This window comes from Acinetobacter sp. WCHAc010034, from assembly GCF_001696615.3.
Lineage (GTDB): Bacteria > Pseudomonadota > Gammaproteobacteria > Pseudomonadales > Moraxellaceae > Acinetobacter.
In genome coordinates this window covers 2,369,400-2,387,144 of record NZ_CP032279.1, presented here as the reverse complement: position 1 = coordinate 2,387,144, position 17,745 = coordinate 2,369,400, and the positions used below count along the sequence as shown (strand labels likewise).

Sequence of the window (17,745 nt, the reverse complement as noted above, 5' to 3'; positions counted from 1 at the left end):
CCCAATTCTTGTAAAACCCCGCATATTTTACCCGATCCTGACTTTTTTGCCTGCATCATTTGCCTGAATTGGCTAAATCCATCAGCATTTTTCCCGGATTTGACCGTTCAGCGCATTGCGGCCCGCAGCGCCATCTTATAGCTTGAATCTGCAAGCATAAAATTAAGGAAAACAGCAATGCAGTCAGGAGCGATCCGCCCTATTCCCAACATGCTGCCGCGCAGTTTATTCAGCGCGGAACATGACGCTTTCCGCGACAGCGCGCGCAAATTCTATGAAAAACAAGTCGTGCCGAATATTGCCAGATATGAACAGCAGCAGCATGTCGACCGCAGCTTATGGCAGCAGGCCGGCGCGCTGGGCCTGCTCTGCTGCACCATGCCCGAGCAGTACGGCGGCTGCGGCGCAGACCGCTTATACAGCATGATTCTGATTGAAGAACAGGCCTACGCCATGGACTCTTCCACTGGCTTTTCACTGCATTCGGACATCGTGGCCAATTACATTCTGAACTTCGGCAATGAACAGCAGAAACAGCAGTGGCTGCCGAAAATGGCAAGCGGCGAGAGCATCACCGCGATTGCCATGACCGAACCCGGAACCGGCTCAGACCTGCAGGCGGTCAGAACCTCAGCAGTTCTGGAGGGCGATGAATACGTGATTAACGGTTCTAAAATTTTCATTACCAACGGCTATTTATGCGATATGGCGATTGTGGTCTGCAAAACCGGAAGCAGTGGCAAGGGTTCAGCCAACCTCTCCCTGATCATGGTTGAAGCCGGGCGCGCCGGATTCAGCAAAGGCAAGCCCTTGAATAAAATCGGCATGAAAGGCCAAGATACCTGCGAACTGTTTTTTGACAATGTGCGCGTGCCGAAAGAAAATCTGCTTGGCGCAGAAGGCATGGGCTTTATGATGCTGATGAAGGAGCTGGCCTGGGAGCGCATGCTGGTGGCGATCATCTCCCAGGCAGGCGCTGAAGCCGCCTTTGCGCATACCGTGCAGTACAGCAAGCAGCGCAAGGCTTTTGGCAAGCCGATTGGCGAGTTTCAGAACAGCCGCTTCAAGCTGGCGGAAATGCGCACGGAAATTGACTTTTGCCGCGCCTATCTGGACCGCTGCATGGAGCTGCAGCTGGCGGGGAATCTCGGCATTGATGCGGCCGCCGCGGCCAAATATAAAATATCGGAAATGTTTTCCAAAGTGGTGGATGAATGCCTGCAGCTGCATGGCGGCTACGGCTATATGCTGGAATACCCGATTGCCCGCGCCTATATCGACAACCGGGCAAACCGCATTTATGCCGGCACCAATGAAATTATGAAGGAGCTGATTTCCCGTTCCCTGTAAATGCCAGAAAAGTCCATCAACAGATGGACTTTTTAAATAAGCAATATCCAAAAATACTTCAATCGCTGAAGCATTTAGGCATAAAAAAGGAGCACCCCTGCCCCTTGAGATTCAGCTGAAGCTTAAGACACCAGGCGCGGCTTAACCGCCGCGGCCAAAGACTTCTTTGCAAATTTAAGCACGCGGTCTTCAAAGCTGGAATGCTTCAGCTCCTTGCGGTCCGCCAGATAATTATTGGACACTTTCCAAGGCGCATGCCGGCCCTGCTTAGGCATGACGCCGGCTGCGCGGGCAATGTAGCCGGAGCTCAGGCTGCCCATGACGGTATCCGGCAGCAGCTCGGCAGCATCGCCCTGCGCAATCACCTGATCATAGCCCTCCGCATCCATATAATTCAGCAGGCGGCAGATATATTCGGCCGCAATATCAACCTTCAGTGTCCAGGACGCATTGATATAGCCGATAATCAGCGCCATATTCGGCACATCGCTGATCATGATGCCTTTATACAGCATATGCTCTGAAGTATTCAGCGGCTGGCCGTCTATTGTGGCCTGTATGCCGCCGAGAATCTGAATATTCAGGCCCGTGGCCGAAACAATGATATCCGCATCCAGATGCTTGCCGGATTTCAGCTGAATGCCCTCTGCGGTAAATTTTTCAATCTGATCGGTTTCCACGCTGGCCTTGCCGCTGCGCAGAATCCTGAATAAATCGCCGTCCGGCACCACGCACAAGCGCTGATCCCAGGGATTGTACTCCGGCGTAAAATGCTTCATATCCACCTTGCCTTTCAGCTGGGATTTAATGGAATGCAGCAGGAATTTTCGCAGCAGCTGCGGCTGCTTCTGCGCGGCCGCATAAATTGCACGCTGCATGCCGATGTTGCGCGCGCGCGTCAGCCTGTAAGCCAGGTCTTCCGGCAGGACTTTGCGCATTTTTTCATAGATGAAATCCACCGATGGAATGGAGGCGATATAAGTCGGCGAGCGCTGCAGCATGGTCACATGCCCTGCGCCGCCTTCGGCCATTGCCGGAACCAGAGTAATCGCCGTGGCGCCGCTGCCGATGATCACGACTTTCTTGCCGGCATAGTCTAAGTTTTCCGGCCAATGCTGCGGATGAATAAACTGCCCTTTGAATTCCTGCTGATCAGGGAAATCTGGCTGAAAGCCCTGGTCATAGTTGTAATAGCCGGTGCAGCCGAGAACGAAATTCACCAGCCAGACTTCATTCTGCTGCCGGTCATTTTCAATTTCGACCCGCCATTTGCGCGATGCGGAATCATAATCTGCAGCCAGCACCCGGTGCTGGAAATGAATTTTGCGCTTCAGCTGATATTCATCCACCACTTCCGCCAGATAGCCTTTAATCGATGGCCCATCCGCCAGTACGCTGGACTGCTTCCACGGCTTGAAGCTGAAGCCGAAAGTCGACATGTCTGAATCTGAGCGGATGCCGGGATACCGGAATAAATCCCAGGTGCCACCAAAGCTGGCGCGGCACTCAATAATTTCAAATGAGCGGTGCGGGCTTTCCTTCGACAGATGGGCAGCCAGCCCTATGCCGGAGATGCCGGCTCCGATAATGAGAATATCTACTTGTTTTTCCATATTGTTCTTTTAACCTGCAGAGCTTTATGCCTTCATTAAAGCACAAAACTGACAATACGCAATGTCAGCTTACAGCAAATTGGACAGGCTGCGTGTCAATTCAGGACAAGCGCATGGAATTGTCAAACAGCAGGCATGAAAAAAGGCTGGTTGAAACCAACCAGCCTTTTCAGAACAACAAGCGTTATTCTTCAGCGAAATTATTTAACTTCGCGATCTACAAGCTCAACATAAGCCATCGGCGCAGCATCACCTGCGCGGAAGCCCGCTTTAAGCACACGTAGATAGCCGCCGTTACGCTCTTTGTAGCGAGGGCCAAGAACGGTAAATAATTTACCAACAGTTGCTGCTGAACGAGTACGGGCAAATGCCAAACGGCGGTTTGCAACAGTATCGTTTTTAGCTAAAGTGATTAAAGGCTCAGCAACGCGGCGAAGTTCTTTCGCCTTAGGCAAAGTTGTTTTAATTAACTCGTGCTCTACTAAAGCATTTGTTAAGTTTTGGAACAACGCCTTACGGTGGCTGCTTGTACGGCCTAATTTCACACCACTATTACGATGACGCATGGTGAATAGTCCTACTTAATTAACGGCTGCGATAGGCAAAACGATCGTCCATGCGGAGGCTGGCTGGTGGCCAGTTCTCTAAACGCATGCCGAGCTGTAAGCCCTTAGAAGCCAGAACATCTTTGATTTCTGTAAGCGATTTTTTACCTAAGTTAGGAGTTTTAAGCAACTCAACTTCAGTACGCTGCACAAGGTCGCCGATGTAGTAAATATTTTCTGCTTTCAAACAGTTAGCAGAACGAACAGTAAGCTCTAGATCATCTACTGGACGAAGCAAGATTGGATCAACTTCTTCACGAGGCTCTTGAGCAACCGGCGCCTGATCTTTCTGAAGGTCAACAAAAATCGCAATCTGCTGCTGCAGAATTGTAGCGGCTTTGCGGATTGCTTCTTCCGGATCTACGGTGCCATTTGTTTCAAGATCAATGACCAGCTTGTCAAGGTCGGTACGCTGTTCTACACGAGCATTTTCAACTGTGTAAGACACGCGCTTGATCGGGCTGTAAGACGCATCCAGCTGCAGGCGTCCCACTGGGCGGGTTTCGCCCTCCGGGAAGCGTGAGTCAGAAGTCTCATAGCCGCGGCCTTGAGCAACTTTCAGGCGCATCTTAAGACTGCCTGAAGCACTTAAAGTGCCGATCACATGTTCAGGGTTAACCACTTCAACATTGTGAGGCAAACGAAGGTCAGCGGCAGTAACGTCGCCAGGACCTTGTTTTTCCAATGTCAAATAAGCTTCATTTTGATCGAACAGCTTAATAGACAATCCTTTCAGGTTCAGCAAGAGCTCGACGATGTCCTGCTGCAAGCCTTCCAAAGTACTGTACTCGTGCTCGACACCTTCAATTTCCACTTCAACCACGGCAGCGCCAGGCAAAGAAGACAGAAGGATGCGACGTAAAGCATTGCCCAGAGTATGACCAAAGCCACGCTCTAAGGGTTCTAGAATAACTTTTGCCGAGGTCCCGCTTGCCGCTTCGACCTTAATCGCTTGCGGAGTTAGAAACTCATTTGCAGTACGCGTCATTATTGCTACCTCAAGGATTATTTAGAATACAATTCTACAATCAAGCTTTCGTTGATTTCAGCAGGTAAATCAGAACGATCTGGTGCAGCTTTAAATGTACCTTCCAATTTAGAATGGTCGATTTCCATCCAAGAAGGAATACCACGCTGAGCGGCTAATTCAACTGCATTTTTGATACGCAATTGCTGCTTAGCGCCTTCGTGAACTGCAATCACGTCACCCGCTTTAACCTGGATCGACGCGATGTTAACGCGGCGGCCATTCAAAGTGATTGAACGGTGAGATACAAGCTGACGAGCTTCTGCACGTGTAGAACCAAAACCCATGCGATAAACAACGTTATCCAGGCGGCTTTCAAGCAGCTTCAACAAGTTTTCACCTGTTGCGCCTTTAACACGAGCAGCTTCTTTATAGTAGTTGCTGAATTGACGCTCTAAAACACCGTACATGCGACGTACTTTTTGTTTTTCACGCAATTGCAGTGAGTACTCAGATTGCTTACCGCCACGAGCTCCGCCATGCTGGCCTGGAGCTTTAGCAGCTTTTTTAGTTTTGACGTCAAATGGTTTAACGCCAGATTTTAATTGCAGGTCTGTCCCTTCGCGGCGAGAGAGTTTGCATTTTGGACCAATATAACGAGCCATGAATGTTTCTCCTTACACGCGACGTTTTTTAGGTGGACGGCAACCGTTGTGCGGGATTGGCGTCACATCGGTAATGCTGTTAATTTTATAACCCACTGCACCTAAAGCACGAACCGCAGATTCACGACCAGGACCAGGACCTTTTACAAGGACGTCCAAGTTTTTCAAACCGTAGTCCAAAGCTGCTTTACCAGCAACTTCAGCAGCTACCTGAGCAGCGAACGGAGTTGATTTACGTGATCCACGGAAGCCTTGTCCACCTGAAGTGGCCCAAGCCAGTGCATTACCTTGACGATCGGTAATAGTCACAATGGTGTTATTAAAAGAAGCGTGAATGTGTGCAACACCTTCAGAGACGGTACGGGTGACCTTCTTGCGTGCGCGAGTATCTTTAGCCATCTTTTAGCTTCCAGAAATCTTATTTCTTAATAGGTTTGCGCGGACCTTTACGGGTGCGTGCGTTAGTTTTGGTGCGTTGTCCACGGACAGGCAAGCTGCGACGATGACGAAGACCGCGGTAGCAGCCTAAATCCATTAAACGTTTGATGTTCATGGAAATTTCGCGACGTAAATCACCTTCGGTCGGAACCTTGGCAACTTCTGCACGAATCGCATCAAGCTGAGCGTCATCTAATTCACGGATCTTAGTAGTAGTAGCGATGCCTGCAGCAGCTAAGATGTTCTTAGCAGTGTGGCGGCCAATACCAAAGATATACGTTAGAGAGATAACAGCATGCTTGTTATCCGGAATGTTTACACCGGCAATACGAGCCATTCAATTTTCTCCAAAAAGGCAGTTAAGACAATCAACCGCCCCACAAAAATCTTGAGGGGCGGATAATAACCTAATTAGCCTACTGAAATCAACAGGTCTTGATCAGATTAACCTTGACGCTGCTTATGACGAGGTTCTGCGCTGCAAATTACGCGAATAACCCCATTACGACGGATAACTTTACAGCTACCACAAATTTTCTTTACAGAAGCTTGTACTTTCATGATGAAACCTCTAAGTGCGCTTATCCCTTAGGATGAGCAGTCGTTTTTCTCATTAGCGATTGATTGTCATACTGGTGCGAGGTGAGATGGGCTTGAAGCTGAGCCATAAAGTCCATCACAACCACCACAACGATCAGCAGCGACGTTCCGCCCAAGCTGAATGGAATGCCAAACGAGCTTTGCAGAATCATCGGCATTAAGCAGATCACCGTGATGTAAATCGCGCCGATAAAAGTCAAGCGATTGAGAATATGATCTAAGTAACGGGCAGTCTGTTCACCTGGACGGATACCCGGCACATAAGCTCCGCTGCGCTTCAAGTTCTCTGAAACTTCTTTCGGGCTGAAAACCAGCGCGGTATAGAAGTAGCAGAAAAAGATAATCAGCGCGCCGAAGAGCACCAGATACAGCGGCTGCCCAGGCGACAATACCAGCGCCAAATCTTGAAGGCTGCGCTTAATCAGCCCTGCATCAGGATCAGCACTTCCCACCCACTGGCCTAAGCTCGCAGGGAACAGAAGCAGTGAGCTGGCAAAAATTGCCGGAATCACACCCGCCATATTGATTTTCAATGGCAAATGCGTCTGCTGTGCAGAGAATACGCGGCGGCCCTGCTGCTTTTGCGCATAGTTTACCGGAATGCGGCGCTGCGCCTTCTCGATAAACACAATCGCAGCCAAAACAGCCAGGGAAAGCAGGCCGAATATGGCCAGCCCGATCAGGCTGGTCTGGCCATTGTCAGCTGATGATAAAGACTGCAGAACCAGGTTCGGCAAGCCCGCAACAATACCGGCGAAGATGATCATGGAAATGCCATTGCCCACCCCGCGCTCGGTAATCTGCTCACCCAGCCACATCAGGAACATTGTGCCTGCAACCAGTGAAGTCACCGCAGGAACATAGAAGGCCAAACCGGAGCTCAGGGTAATCCCCTGGCTGATTAAGCCCGCACACATGCCCACAGCCTGCACCAGCGCAAGGAACAGCGTGCCTTGGCGCGTATACTGATTGATCTTGCGCTTGCCCTGCTCGCCTTCTTTTTTCAAAGCTTCGAGCGAAGGAACTACCGTAGACATCAGCTGCACGATAATCGATGCAGAAATGTACGGCATAATGCCAAGAGCAAGAATCGACATCCGCTCTAATGCGCCGCCGGAAAACATATTAAACAAACCAAGGATCGTGCCCTGGTTTGCATTAAAAAGGTTTTCCAGGGCAGCATTATTAATGCCCGGTACTGGAATATGCGCTCCTAGCCGAAAAACCAGCAGCGCCCCGATGAGGAACATCATGCGGCGGATAATTTCACGGTATTTCACATGAAACGGCTGGCCTTTCATCATATTGACATGACCTGAAGAACTAGGAGTCATAGACACTGGGGATTACTCCTCGACTTTACCGCCAGCAGCTTCAACAGCAGCTTTAGCGCCTTTAGTCAATGCAACACCTTGAACAGTGAAAGCACGGGTAATTTCACCAGAAAGTACGATACGTGCACGAAGCATATCTTTACGCACAACGTTGGCAGCTTTCAAAGTTTCCAGTGAAACAAGATCACCTTCAACTTTAGCAAGTTCTGACAAACGTACTTCAGCAGTTTTCAAAGCGAGCTGGCTAGTGAAGCCGAATTTAGGCAAACGGCGGTATAACGCTGTTTGGCCGCCTTCAAAGCCTGGACGAGTACCGCCGCTCTTACGTGAATTCTGACCTTTGACACCGCGGCCGCCAGTCTTGCCTACGCCAGAACCGATACCGCGGCCCAGACGAAGGTTATCACGCTTAGCGCCTTCTGCAGGCGCAATTGTATTTAAACGCAGAGTCATGGCTTATTCCTCTACACTAACCATATAGTAGACTTGGTTGATCATACCGCGGTTAGAAGGCGTATCTTGCACTTCTACAGTATGACCAATACGACGCAGACCTAAACCTTTCAGGCTGAGCTTGTGATTTTTCAAGCGGTGCGATGAAGATTTAGTCTGGGTAACTTTAATCGTTTTCATGATTGATTACCCTTGAATTTGTTCTACTGAAAGACCACGTTTCGCAGCGACTTTCTCAGGAGAAGTCATGTCACGCAGACCGTTGAAAGTCGCGTTTACTACGTTGGCAGCATTGGTAGAACCGTAACATTTCGTCAATACGTTGCGAACGCCAACAGCTTCAAGAACTGCACGCATTGCGCCGCCAGCGATTACGCCAGTACCTTCTGAAGCAGGCTGCATGTAAACGCGGCTTGCACCATGACGGGCATTAATCGGATGCTGAACTGTACCATCAACAAGATCAACAGTAATCATGTTGCGGCGCGCAGCTTCAAGCGCTTTAGAAATAGCAGCTGGAACTTCACGCGCTTTACCACGACCAAAGCCTACACGGCCATTACCGTCGCCCACAACAGTCAATGCTGTGAAAGAGAAAATGCGGCCACCCTTAACAACTTTGGCTACACGATCAACGGCAACCAGCTTCTCAACGAGACCTTCGTTTTGTTCAACTTTAGCCATGATTAGAACTCCAAGCCGTTTTCACGGGCAGCATCAGCCAAGGCTTTGATACGACCATGATATTTGAAACCAGAACGGTCAAATGCAACTTTAGTTACACCAGCTGCTTTAGCGCGCTCTGCGATTAAAGCACCTACTTGTTTCGCTGCTTCAACGTTACCAGTTGTACCAGCACGCAATGTAGCGTCCAAAGTAGAAGCTTGCGCCAATACTTTGCCGCCATCGGCTGAAATAACTTGAGCATAGATGTGACGCGGAGTGCGGTTTACACACAAACGAGTCGCACCCAATGCACGGATGTGCAAGCGTGTGCTTTTCGCACGACGCAAACGGGTTTGTTTCTTTTCGTTCATAAGAACCTCGCGCCTTATTTCTTCTTAGCTTCTTTACGAAGTACAACTTCGTCAGAATAACGAACACCTTTGCCTTTATAAGGCTCTGGAGGACGGTAACCACGGATCTCAGCCGCGACTTGACCAAGCAGCTGCTTGTTCGCAGACTTCAACACGATTTCAGTCGCTGTTGGAGTTTCTGCGGTTACGCCTTCAGGAAGGCTGTAGTCAATCGGATGAGAGAAGCCGAGGTTAAGGTTAACAACAGTGCCTTTAACGGCAGCTTTATAACCAACACCGATCAGCTGCAACTTGCGTTCGAAGCCTTCGTTAACGCCTTTTACAAGGTTGTTAAGGACAGCGCGAGCAGTACCAGCCTGCATCCAAGCGTCTTTCGACTCAGCTTTTGGAGCAACAGCTAAAATACCGTCTTCCTGTTTAAGCTCGACCAGCGCATGCAGGTTGAAAGACAATGTACCTTTGCTGCCTTTCACTTCGACCTGCCGGCCGTTCTGAGTAACTGTTACACCGTTAGGCACAGTTACTGGGGCTTTAGCCACACGAGACATGAGGAATCACCTATTAAGAAACAAAAGCAATAACTTCACCACCGATGCCCGCAGCACGTGCAGCGCGATCAGTCATGATGCCTTTGCTTGTAGAAACAATTGCAATACCCAAACCTTGCTTAACGCTCGGAAGTGCATCTTTACCGCGGTATTGGCGAAGGCCTGGACGGCTTACGCGCTTAACGGTTTCGATAACTGGCTTGCCTTCGAAATATTTTAACGTAATTGTTAAAGTCGCTTTGCCTTCAGCATCCGCAACTTCTACGTTAGAAATGTAGCCTTCCTGCTGAAGAACGTTGGCAATAGCAACTTTCAACTTGGAATTAGGCATAGAAACAGTTTGCTTCTTAGCCATTTGCGCGTTACGAACACGTGTTAGCATGTCGGCAACGGTATCTTGCATACTCATTTATAGTGCTCCTTACCAGCTTGCCTTAACAACGCCCGGCACATCACCTTGCATTACTGTATCGCGTAATTTGTTGCGGCTTAAGCCGAACTTGCGGAAGTAACCATGAGGACGGCCAGTTAAACCGCAACGGTTACGCAGACGTACTGGAGATGCATTACGAGGTAATGCCTGAAATTTCATCATCGCATCGAAACGTTCTTCGTCGCTGGCATTTACGTTTGCAATAATTGCTTTTAATTCAGCACGTTTTGCAGCGTATTTAGCAACTGTCTTTTCGCGTTTCAATTCGCGATTAATCATACCTTTCTTAGCCATATCGACCTCTTATTTGAACGGGAAGCCGAATGCACGCATAAGCGCACGGCCTTCGTCATCGGTGCGAGCAGTCGTAGTGATGGTAATATCCATACCACGAATACGATCAATCTTGTCAAAATCGATTTCAGGGAAAACGATTTGCTCTTTAAGACCCATAGAGTAGTTGCCGCGGCCGTCAAATGATTTCGCAGAGAAACCACGGAAGTCACGGATACGAGGGATCGCAATAGAGATCAGACGGTCTAAGAATTCGTACATGCGCTCGCCGCGTAAAGTAACTTTACAGCCGATCGGCCAGCCATCACGGATTTTAAAACCAGCGATAGATTTGCGGGCCAAAGTCAGAACTGGCTTTTGGCCAGCAATAGCCTGCATGTCAGCAAGAGCGCCATCAAGGAGCTTTTTGTCAGCAGCAGCTGCGCCAACGCCCATGTTGATGGTGATTTTAGTGATGCGAGGGATCTCCATCACATTCTTAACGGCTAAAGTCTCTTGTAATTGAGCCTTAAGTTCGTCGTTGTAACGTGTTTTAAGTCTGGCCATTGCCTATTTCAACCTATTACTTCGCTACCGCCACTGATTCACCGTTAGATTTGTAAACGCGAGTTTTCACGCCTTCAATCACTTGGTAACCAATACGGTCAGCCTTTTGGGTTGCAGCATTAAAAATTGCCACGTTTGAGATGTGAAGCGAAGCTTCCTGTGTAACTACAGCGCCTTCAGCACCTGTTGCACGGTTCGGCTTTTGATGCTTCTTAACCAGGTTAAGGCCTTCAACCATAACGCGGTCATTAGAAACAGACAGCACAGTACCCTGTTTGCCTTTTTCTTTACCTGCGATCACAATTACTTGATCGCCCTTTTTAATCTTAGCCATGATTGCCTCTTATAGAACTTCAGGAGCCAATGAAATAATTTTCATGAACTGTTCAGTACGAAGTTCACGAGTCACTGGTCCGAAAATACGAGTTGCAATCGGCGCTTTGTTGTTGTTCAAAATAACAGCTGCGTTATCGTCGAAACGGATAACAGAGCCATCTGGACGACGGATGCCGAACTTTGTACGTACAACTACAGCATTCATCACGTCACCTTTTTTAACACGTGCGCGCGGAATAGCTTCTTTTACAGTAACTTTAATAATGTCGCCAACAGAAGCATAACGACGATGTGAACCACCAAGTACTTTGATACATTGTACGCGGCGAGCACCACTGTTGTCTGCTACGTCGAGCATACTTTCGGTTTGAATCATTGCCCTACTCCAAAACCGAGCATCACCGGTCGCAATTTCGAAAGGCTCAAAGAGTACTCGAAATTGACCGATGATGCAACAAGAACGTTAATTACTCAGCAGCTGCTTCAACAACTTCAACCAGAGTCCAAGACTTAGTTTTAGAAATTGGGCGGCTTTCTTTGATGGTTACCAAGTCGCCAGTTTTAGCAACATTGTTCTCATCATGAGCGTGTAATTTAGTTGAACGGCGGATTGATTTGCCGTACAACGGGTGTTGAACGCGGCGTTCAATAAGCACAACAATAGACTTGTCCATTTTGTCGCTTACGACTTTGCCGGTTAACGTGCGGACTGTATTTTCACTCATTGTCCGTTCCCCTGTTTTTCGGTAAGGAGGGTCTTAATACGAGCAATAGTTTTGCGGGTAAGCGCAACTTCATGCGTTTTACCCAGCTGACCAGTTGCTTTCGCCATACGAAGACGGAATTGGTTAAGCTGCTGCTCATCAAGCAAAGCTGTCAACTCTTCTACCGACTTTTCACGTAGATCTTTAGTTTTCATTACATTACCGTCCGAGTCACGATAGTGGTTTTAAACGGAAGCTTAGCAGCAGCAAGCGTAAATGCTTCACGCGCCAATTCTTCGTTAACACCATCAATTTCGTACAAGACTTTACCTGGTTTGATTTGGCAAACCCAGTATTCCACAGAACCTTTACCTTTACCCATACGAACTTCTAATGGTTTTTCAGTAATCGGCTTATCCGGGAACACACGGATAAAGATCTTACCACCACGTTTAATACGACGGCTGATTGTACGACGCGCAGCTTCGATCTGGCGAGCAGTCATTTGACCACGCTCAACAGACTTAAGTGCGATTGTACCAAAAGATACTGAGCTACCGCGGTGCGCCAGGCCAGTGTTACGGCCTTTCTGCACTTTGCGGAATTTAGTACGTTTAGGTTGCAACATGGATTATTCTCCTTTTTCAGCAGAACGATCATTGCGACGACCACGACGCTCCTGACCTTCACCACGGCCGCGACCGCGCTTAGCTGGACGCTCTTCAGCTGGAGCTGGGTTCATGACTTGCTTCATGCCGCCCAAGATCTCGCCGCGGAAGATCCAAACTTTAACGCCGATCGTACCGTAAGTCGTTTCAGCACGCATAGTAGCATAGTCGATGTCAGCGCGAAGCGTATGCAAAGGCACACGGCCTTCACGATACCATTCAGTACGCGCAATCTCAGCACCGCCAAGACGGCCTGAAACTTCAACTTTGATACCTTTCGCACCAGCACGCATAGAGTTCTGCACCGCACGCTTCATAGCGCGGCGGAACATAACGCGTTTTTCCAGCTGAGAAGCAATCGCTTCAGCAACTAAACGAGCGTCTAAGTCCGGGCGGTCGATTTCGTTGATGCTTACTTGCGCTGGAACACCCATGATAGATGTCAATTCGCGCTGCAATTTCTCAATGTCTTCGCCTTTTTTACCGATAACGATACCTGGACGGGCAGTGCTAATCGTAATTTTAGCAGCGCCTGTAGGGCGTTCGATAAGAATATTGCTGATCATTGCATTCTTAAGTTTTTTAATCAAAAACTCGCGAACCTGCAAATCTTTAAGCAAGTATTCAGCGTATTGTTTCGGATTCGCATACCAGTTAGCGTTATGACGTTTCACAACACCTAGGCGGATACCGATTGGATGAACCTTCTGACCCATATCAAACCCCTACCTTAACGGTAATGTGACAAGTACGCTTAGTAATACGGTCTGCACGGCCTTTGGCGCGCGGCATAATACGTTTCAGGCTCATGCCTTCATCAACGTAGATCGTAGATACTTTAAGATCGTCAACATCTAAACTGTTATTGTGTTCAGCGTTTGCAATCGCAGATTCCAAAGCTTTTTTCACTAAAACTGCAGCTTTTTTATTGCTGAAAGTTAAAATGTTCAAAGCATGCGCAACAGATTTGCCGCGGATCAGGTCTGCAACCAAACGTGCTTTTTGTGCCGAGATAGCGGCACCGCGTAATTTAGCAGTAACTTCCATCATAGCACCTTAACGTTTAGACTTCTTGTCAACACCGTGACCACGATAGGTACGAGTTGGCGCGAATTCACCGAGTTTATGACCAACCATATGCTCAGATACGATTACTGGAACATGGTTACGGCCATTGTGTACAGAAATTGTTAAACCAACAAAATCCGGGAGGATCATCGAACGACGCGACCAAGTTTTGATCGGCTTGCGGTTGTTAGCCGCGATAGCCGCTTCAACCTTAGCGAACAAGTGCGCATCGACGAATGGGCCTTTTTTCAGAGAACGAGGCATTGTCAGATTCCTTTACTTGTTACTTAACGCGACGGTCGCGAATGATCATCTTAGTCGTACGCTTGTTGGTACGTGTCTTGTACCCTTTAGCTTTTTGACCCCATGGGCTTACAGGCTGAATACCCTTGTTACGGCCTTCACCGCCACCGTGCGGGTGATCAACTGGGTTCATCGCCATACCGCGAACGGTTGGACGGACACCGCGCCAGCGCGATGCACCAGCTTTACCCAGTGAGCGAAGGTTGCTTTCTGAGTTAGAAACTTCACCCAGAACAGCACGGCATTCAACGTGAATCTTGCGCATTTCACCAGAACGTAAACGAACGATAGCGTAAGAACCGTCACGACCCAACAGCTGAACTGAAGTACCAGCAGAGCGTGCTAACTGCGCGCCTTTGCCGATTTTAAGCTCGATGTTGTGAAGAGTAGAACCGATTGGCATGTTGCGAAGCGGCAAGCAGTTACCTGGACGAATTGGAGCATCGTTGCCAGACTGTACTTGATCGCCAGCGCGAAGGCCTTTAGGCGCAATGATATAGCGACGCTCGCCGTCAGCATACAATACAAGCGCAATGTGTGCAGTACGGTTAGGATCGTATTCGATACGCTCTACAGTTGCAGGAATGCCATCTTTGTTGCGTTTGAAGTCAACAAGACGGTAATGCTGCTTGTGACCGCCACCAACGTGACGAGTCGTGATGTGACCGTTGTTGTTACGGCCGCCAGTGCGTTTTTTAGCTTCAACCAACGGCGAGTACGGTGCGCCTTTGTGAAGATGGTCGTGAACGACTTTCTCTACAAAGCGGCGGCCCGGAGACGTTGGCTTACATTTTTGAATAGGCATAATTCTCGTCCTTATTCCGCTGCGTTTTCAGCGGTATCGCCCAAGTCAGCCATTTCAACATCTTGGCCAGCTTTCAGGGTGACGTATGCTTTTTTAACATCAGAACGGCGTCCTAATGTACGACCAAAGCGCTTAGTCTTACCTTTAGTGATCGTTGTGTTAACTTTAACAACTTGAACACCAAACAATTGCTCAACAGCTTTTTTGATTTCAAGTTTGTTTGCATTAAGCGCAACTTTGAAAACTTGAACACCGGCTGTTTCGCCTAAAACTTGTGCTTTTTCTGAAAATACAGGTCCTTGCAGGACTTGATAGATACGTTCGTTGTTCATCCGAGTTCTACCTCAATTTTCTTAGCAGCAGCTACAGACATAACAACTTTATCGAACGCGATCAGGCTAACTGGATCGATTGCAGCAGCGTCAACCACATCTACATGCGGAAGGTTGCGGGCAGCAAGATACAGATTCTCATCAACAGCATCCGTAACGATCAGCGCGCGAGTAGCGTTCAAGCCGTTAAGTTTAGCAAGCAAATCTTTAGTTTTTGGAGCTGCAACAGCAAACTCTTCAACCAAAACAAGGCGGTCTTGACGAACAAGCTCAGCCAGGATGCACTGCATAGCGCCGCGGTACATTTTACGGTTTACTTTTTGAGACCAGTCCTGCGGACGGGCAGCAAAAGTTTTACCGCCGCCAACCCAGATTGGGCTGCGGATAGAACCGGCACGCGCGCGGCCAGTACCTTTTTGACGGAAAGGCTTTTTGCCGCCGCCAGATACGTCTGCACGAGATTTTTGAGCTTTAGAACCTTGACGGCCGCCAGCTAAGTAAGCTGTAACAACCTGGTGTACAAGGGCTTCATTAAACTCGCGTCCGAAAGCAACTTCAGACAATTCAACAGCAGAGCCGGAAACAGTATTTAAATTCACGTTATTTCCCCTCAGGCCTTGATCGTAGGACGAACAGTTACGTCGCCGCCAGTAGCACCAGGAATCGCACCTTTAACAACCAGAACTGAACGCTCTGCGTCGATAGATACAATTTCAAGACCTTGTACGGTTACGCGCTCAGCACCTAAATGGCCAGCCATTTTTTTGCCTTTGAACACGCGGCCAGGAGTCTGGTTTTGACCAGTAGAACCTAGAACACGGTGAGAAACCGAGTTACCGTGGGTAGCATCTTGAGTACGGAAATTCCAGCGCTTAACGCCGCCTTGGAAACCCTTACCTTTAGACTGACCAGTTACGTCAACAATTTGACCAACTGTAAACAAGTCAACACCGATAGCAGCGCCAACTTCACGACCTTCAAGTTCAGCTTCTGAAACGCGGAATTCTTGAACTAAACGGCCCGCAGCGACACCAGCTTTCGCAAAGTGGCCTTTTTGAGCGTTAGTTACGCGAGATTCGCGGCGTTCACCAGTAGTGATTTGAATCGCTTGATAACCATCAGTTTCAAGCGTTTTGATTTGAGTGATGCGGTTAGGATCAACCTCAATCACTGTTACAGGCACAGAAACACCAGCATCTGTAAAGATGCGTGTCATACCGCACTTGCGACCGACTAAACCAATAGCCATGTGCATAAACCTCTAAAAAAGCGGCCTAATTAACTTAGAGCGTTAATTAACCCGAAAGCCTTAACCCAATGCGATCTGAACATCAACACCAGCTGCAAGATCCAACTTCATCAGCGCATCTACAGTTTTGTCTGTAGGCTGAACGATGTCGATCAAACGTTTATAAGTGCGGATCTCGTATTGGTCACGCGCATCTTTGTTAACGTGTGGTGATGTTAAAACGTTGAAACGCTCGATGCGTGTAGGCATCGGGATTGGACCGCAAACTTGTGCGCCAGTGCGTTTTGCTGTTTCTACGATCTCTTGAGAAGATTGATCAATTAAGCGGTGATCAAAAGACTTAAGACGGATACGAATTCTCTGGTTAGACATACCAGTTAACTCCAAGCCAAATATATAAAGAATCACCCTTGACGCATCTCACCCCACTATTTTAAGGCAAGTGTCAAAGGCAGTGAAATATCACTAAGGTCACGATCGATGCCGCGACTGTCACGATGCCGGCTGCTTTATTCGCAGCCAACCCCCTTTCATTAAAGGGTCGCTCATTATAGCCATTGTTTAATGCATAAGCAAATGCCTTTTCTTGTTTTTCTGCTCTTTTTGCATTTCAGCGCAAGTTGCGCGGCCGGCCAGCCGGCGTTCAAGCTGTTTTTCCTAAAACATAGGCAATTGCTTTATTTAACATTTGATTTCCTTCAATAAATTTTTCACGCGGAGAGTTCCTCAGCGCCTTTGCCGGCTGCACACAGGCGCCCTGATATAAAGCCAGCTCATCATCATCTTCCAAAAACAGCGCCAGCGTTTCCGGGGTGATTTCCGGATGAAACTGAAAGCCGAGCACATTTCTGCCAATTTGGTACATCTGATTGCGGCAGGCCGGGTTTTCCGCCAAATGCACGGCGCCCTTGGGAATTTCAAAGGTTTCGCTGTGCCACTGCAAGACACTGAACTGCTCCGGTAGCTGGAAGCATTCCTGCGGCACAAAATTAACTTTGCGCACCGCAGTCCAGCCCAGCTCCTGCACCGCATTCCTGCTGACCGCAGCCCCCAAGGCGCTGGCGATCAGCTGGCCGCCCAGACACAGCCCGATGGCCGGCTTGCCCAGCGCCAGATAGCGCCGCAGCCAGCGCTTTTCTATTTTCAGCCATGGATAATTGGCTTCATCATTGACGCTCATGGTCCCGCCCATAATCAGCAGCAGGTCAACATCTTCCACCTGCGGCAGGGCCTCGATTTCCAGCGGCCGATCCAGCGGCAGCGCAAAAAACTCGGTGGCGCTAATTTCCGCATGCAGCTGCTTCAAATACGGATGGCAGCTTCCAAACCCTTCGCCAGCAATATGCTGAAAATAATGTACTTTTAAATGCGGTATCATGCTCCCTTCCTTAATTACT

General features: G+C 48.7%; 30 protein-coding genes and 1 pseudogene. 1 reads left to right on the top strand and 30 read right to left on the bottom strand.

The window, feature by feature from the left end:
* Positions 1–177 precede the first annotated feature (177 nt).
* Positions 178–1,350, top strand: a complete 1,173-nt coding sequence (locus BEN74_RS13050; RefSeq protein WP_068909550.1) for an acyl-CoA dehydrogenase family protein — start codon at positions 178–180, stop codon at positions 1,348–1,350.
* 122 nt (positions 1,351–1,472) lie between these two features.
* Here BEN74_RS13050 and BEN74_RS13045 read toward each other — a convergent pair whose 3' ends face one another.
* From BEN74_RS13045 to BEN74_RS12900, 30 genes and pseudogenes are all read right to left on the bottom strand, one after another.
* A complete protein-coding gene (locus BEN74_RS13045; protein WP_068909552.1) occupies positions 1,473–2,963 on the bottom strand; it encodes a flavin-containing monooxygenase in 1,491 nt (496 codons plus the stop codon).
* Between the two features lie 200 nt (positions 2,964–3,163).
* Positions 3,164–3,529 carry a 50S ribosomal protein L17 gene (gene rplQ / locus BEN74_RS13040; protein ID WP_004641032.1) on the bottom strand — a complete coding sequence of 122 codons (366 nt, stop codon included), beginning with the start codon at positions 3,527–3,529 and terminating at the stop codon, positions 3,164–3,166.
* Between the two features lie 19 nt (positions 3,530–3,548).
* A complete protein-coding gene (locus BEN74_RS13035) occupies positions 3,549–4,556 on the bottom strand; it encodes a DNA-directed RNA polymerase subunit alpha (RefSeq protein WP_068909556.1) in 1,008 nt (335 codons plus the stop codon).
* Positions 4,557–4,573: 17 nt separating this feature from the next.
* Positions 4,574–5,200 carry a 30S ribosomal protein S4 gene (rpsD, locus tag BEN74_RS13030; protein WP_004691294.1) on the bottom strand — a complete coding sequence of 209 codons (627 nt, stop codon included), beginning with the start codon at positions 5,198–5,200 and terminating at the stop codon, positions 4,574–4,576.
* 12 nt (positions 5,201–5,212) lie between these two features.
* A complete protein-coding gene (gene rpsK / locus BEN74_RS13025) occupies positions 5,213–5,599 on the bottom strand; it encodes a 30S ribosomal protein S11 (protein ID WP_004281491.1) in 387 nt (128 codons plus the stop codon).
* A 19-nt stretch (positions 5,600–5,618) separates the two neighbouring features.
* Positions 5,619–5,975 (bottom strand): 30S ribosomal protein S13, encoded by a 357-nt coding sequence (gene rpsM / locus BEN74_RS13020; protein ID WP_005012957.1) that lies wholly within the window; start codon positions 5,973–5,975, stop codon positions 5,619–5,621.
* A gap of 107 nt (positions 5,976–6,082) precedes the next feature.
* The gene (gene rpmJ, locus BEN74_RS13015; RefSeq protein ID WP_000867907.1) at positions 6,083–6,199 is read right to left on the bottom strand and encodes a 50S ribosomal protein L36; all 117 of its coding nucleotides are present in this window, start codon (positions 6,197–6,199) and stop codon (positions 6,083–6,085) included.
* A gap of 20 nt (positions 6,200–6,219) precedes the next feature.
* Entirely contained in the window at positions 6,220–7,539 is a 1,320-nt protein-coding gene (gene secY, locus BEN74_RS13010; protein WP_171404933.1) for a preprotein translocase subunit SecY, read from the bottom strand.
* Positions 7,540–7,584: 45 nt separating this feature from the next.
* The gene (gene rplO, locus BEN74_RS13005) at positions 7,585–8,025 is read right to left on the bottom strand and encodes a 50S ribosomal protein L15 (protein WP_005012960.1); all 441 of its coding nucleotides are present in this window, start codon (positions 8,023–8,025) and stop codon (positions 7,585–7,587) included.
* Between the two features lie 3 nt (positions 8,026–8,028).
* Positions 8,029–8,205 (bottom strand): 50S ribosomal protein L30, encoded by a 177-nt coding sequence (rpmD, locus tag BEN74_RS13000; protein ID WP_005012961.1) that lies wholly within the window; start codon positions 8,203–8,205, stop codon positions 8,029–8,031.
* Between the two features lie 6 nt (positions 8,206–8,211).
* The gene (gene rpsE / locus BEN74_RS12995; RefSeq protein WP_005012962.1) at positions 8,212–8,709 is read right to left on the bottom strand and encodes a 30S ribosomal protein S5; all 498 of its coding nucleotides are present in this window, start codon (positions 8,707–8,709) and stop codon (positions 8,212–8,214) included.
* Positions 8,710–8,711: 2 nt separating this feature from the next.
* Positions 8,712–9,062 carry a 50S ribosomal protein L18 gene (gene rplR / locus BEN74_RS12990; protein ID WP_067669342.1) on the bottom strand — a complete coding sequence of 117 codons (351 nt, stop codon included), beginning with the start codon at positions 9,060–9,062 and terminating at the stop codon, positions 8,712–8,714.
* A 14-nt stretch (positions 9,063–9,076) separates the two neighbouring features.
* Entirely contained in the window at positions 9,077–9,610 is a 534-nt protein-coding gene (gene rplF, locus BEN74_RS12985) for a 50S ribosomal protein L6 (protein WP_068909561.1), read from the bottom strand.
* A 13-nt stretch (positions 9,611–9,623) separates the two neighbouring features.
* On the bottom strand, positions 9,624–10,019 hold the full coding sequence (rpsH, locus tag BEN74_RS12980; RefSeq protein ID WP_053579514.1) for a 30S ribosomal protein S8: 396 nt from the start codon (positions 10,017–10,019) through the stop codon (positions 9,624–9,626).
* 12 nt (positions 10,020–10,031) lie between these two features.
* Entirely contained in the window at positions 10,032–10,337 is a 306-nt protein-coding gene (rpsN, locus tag BEN74_RS12975) for a 30S ribosomal protein S14 (RefSeq protein WP_068909563.1), read from the bottom strand.
* Between the two features lie 9 nt (positions 10,338–10,346).
* Complete coding sequence (gene rplE, locus BEN74_RS12970) at positions 10,347–10,883, bottom strand: 50S ribosomal protein L5 (RefSeq protein ID WP_068909565.1); 537 nt, start codon at positions 10,881–10,883, stop codon at positions 10,347–10,349.
* 16 nt (positions 10,884–10,899) lie between these two features.
* Positions 10,900–11,217, bottom strand: coding sequence for a 50S ribosomal protein L24 (gene rplX / locus BEN74_RS12965; RefSeq protein WP_068909567.1), 318 nt, complete (start codon positions 11,215–11,217; stop codon positions 10,900–10,902).
* A 9-nt stretch (positions 11,218–11,226) separates the two neighbouring features.
* Positions 11,227–11,595, bottom strand: a complete 369-nt coding sequence (rplN, locus tag BEN74_RS12960; RefSeq protein ID WP_004657680.1) for a 50S ribosomal protein L14 — start codon at positions 11,593–11,595, stop codon at positions 11,227–11,229.
* A gap of 91 nt (positions 11,596–11,686) precedes the next feature.
* Positions 11,687–11,944: a 30S ribosomal protein S17 gene (rpsQ, locus tag BEN74_RS12955; RefSeq protein WP_068909570.1), complete on the bottom strand. Its 258-nt coding sequence runs from the start codon at positions 11,942–11,944 to the stop codon at positions 11,687–11,689.
* Positions 11,941–12,138 carry a 50S ribosomal protein L29 gene (gene rpmC / locus BEN74_RS12950; protein ID WP_068909573.1) on the bottom strand — a complete coding sequence of 66 codons (198 nt, stop codon included), beginning with the start codon at positions 12,136–12,138 and terminating at the stop codon, positions 11,941–11,943. Before rpmC ends, rpsQ begins: the two co-directional genes overlap by 4 nt.
* Positions 12,138–12,551 (bottom strand): 50S ribosomal protein L16, encoded by a 414-nt coding sequence (gene rplP / locus BEN74_RS12945; RefSeq protein WP_068909575.1) that lies wholly within the window; start codon positions 12,549–12,551, stop codon positions 12,138–12,140. Before rplP ends, rpmC begins: the two co-directional genes overlap by 1 nt.
* Positions 12,497–13,307: pseudogene (rpsC, locus tag BEN74_RS12940) on the bottom strand (30S ribosomal protein S3); the annotation flags it as partial. The gene rplP and the pseudogene rpsC, both read right to left, overlap by 55 nt.
* 1 nt (position 13,308) lies before the next feature.
* On the bottom strand, positions 13,309–13,638 hold the full coding sequence (gene rplV / locus BEN74_RS12935) for a 50S ribosomal protein L22 (RefSeq protein ID WP_068909580.1): 330 nt from the start codon (positions 13,636–13,638) through the stop codon (positions 13,309–13,311).
* A gap of 9 nt (positions 13,639–13,647) precedes the next feature.
* Entirely contained in the window at positions 13,648–13,923 is a 276-nt protein-coding gene (gene rpsS, locus BEN74_RS12930; RefSeq protein ID WP_004281508.1) for a 30S ribosomal protein S19, read from the bottom strand.
* Between the two features lie 19 nt (positions 13,924–13,942).
* The gene (gene rplB / locus BEN74_RS12925; protein WP_068909582.1) at positions 13,943–14,767 is read right to left on the bottom strand and encodes a 50S ribosomal protein L2; all 825 of its coding nucleotides are present in this window, start codon (positions 14,765–14,767) and stop codon (positions 13,943–13,945) included.
* A gap of 11 nt (positions 14,768–14,778) precedes the next feature.
* The gene (rplW, locus tag BEN74_RS12920; protein WP_068909584.1) at positions 14,779–15,099 is read right to left on the bottom strand and encodes a 50S ribosomal protein L23; all 321 of its coding nucleotides are present in this window, start codon (positions 15,097–15,099) and stop codon (positions 14,779–14,781) included.
* Positions 15,096–15,698: a 50S ribosomal protein L4 gene (gene rplD / locus BEN74_RS12915; RefSeq protein WP_068909586.1), complete on the bottom strand. Its 603-nt coding sequence runs from the start codon at positions 15,696–15,698 to the stop codon at positions 15,096–15,098. The genes rplW and rplD overlap by 4 nt, the downstream gene beginning before the upstream one ends.
* Positions 15,699–15,709: 11 nt before the next feature.
* The gene (gene rplC / locus BEN74_RS12910; protein WP_068909588.1) at positions 15,710–16,348 is read right to left on the bottom strand and encodes a 50S ribosomal protein L3; all 639 of its coding nucleotides are present in this window, start codon (positions 16,346–16,348) and stop codon (positions 15,710–15,712) included.
* Between the two features lie 60 nt (positions 16,349–16,408).
* Positions 16,409–16,720, bottom strand: a complete 312-nt coding sequence (gene rpsJ, locus BEN74_RS12905) for a 30S ribosomal protein S10 (protein WP_004725677.1) — start codon at positions 16,718–16,720, stop codon at positions 16,409–16,411.
* A 271-nt stretch (positions 16,721–16,991) separates the two neighbouring features.
* Positions 16,992–17,726: a type 1 glutamine amidotransferase gene (locus BEN74_RS12900; protein ID WP_068909921.1), complete on the bottom strand. Its 735-nt coding sequence runs from the start codon at positions 17,724–17,726 to the stop codon at positions 16,992–16,994.
* Between the last annotated feature and the right edge of the window lie 19 nt (positions 17,727–17,745).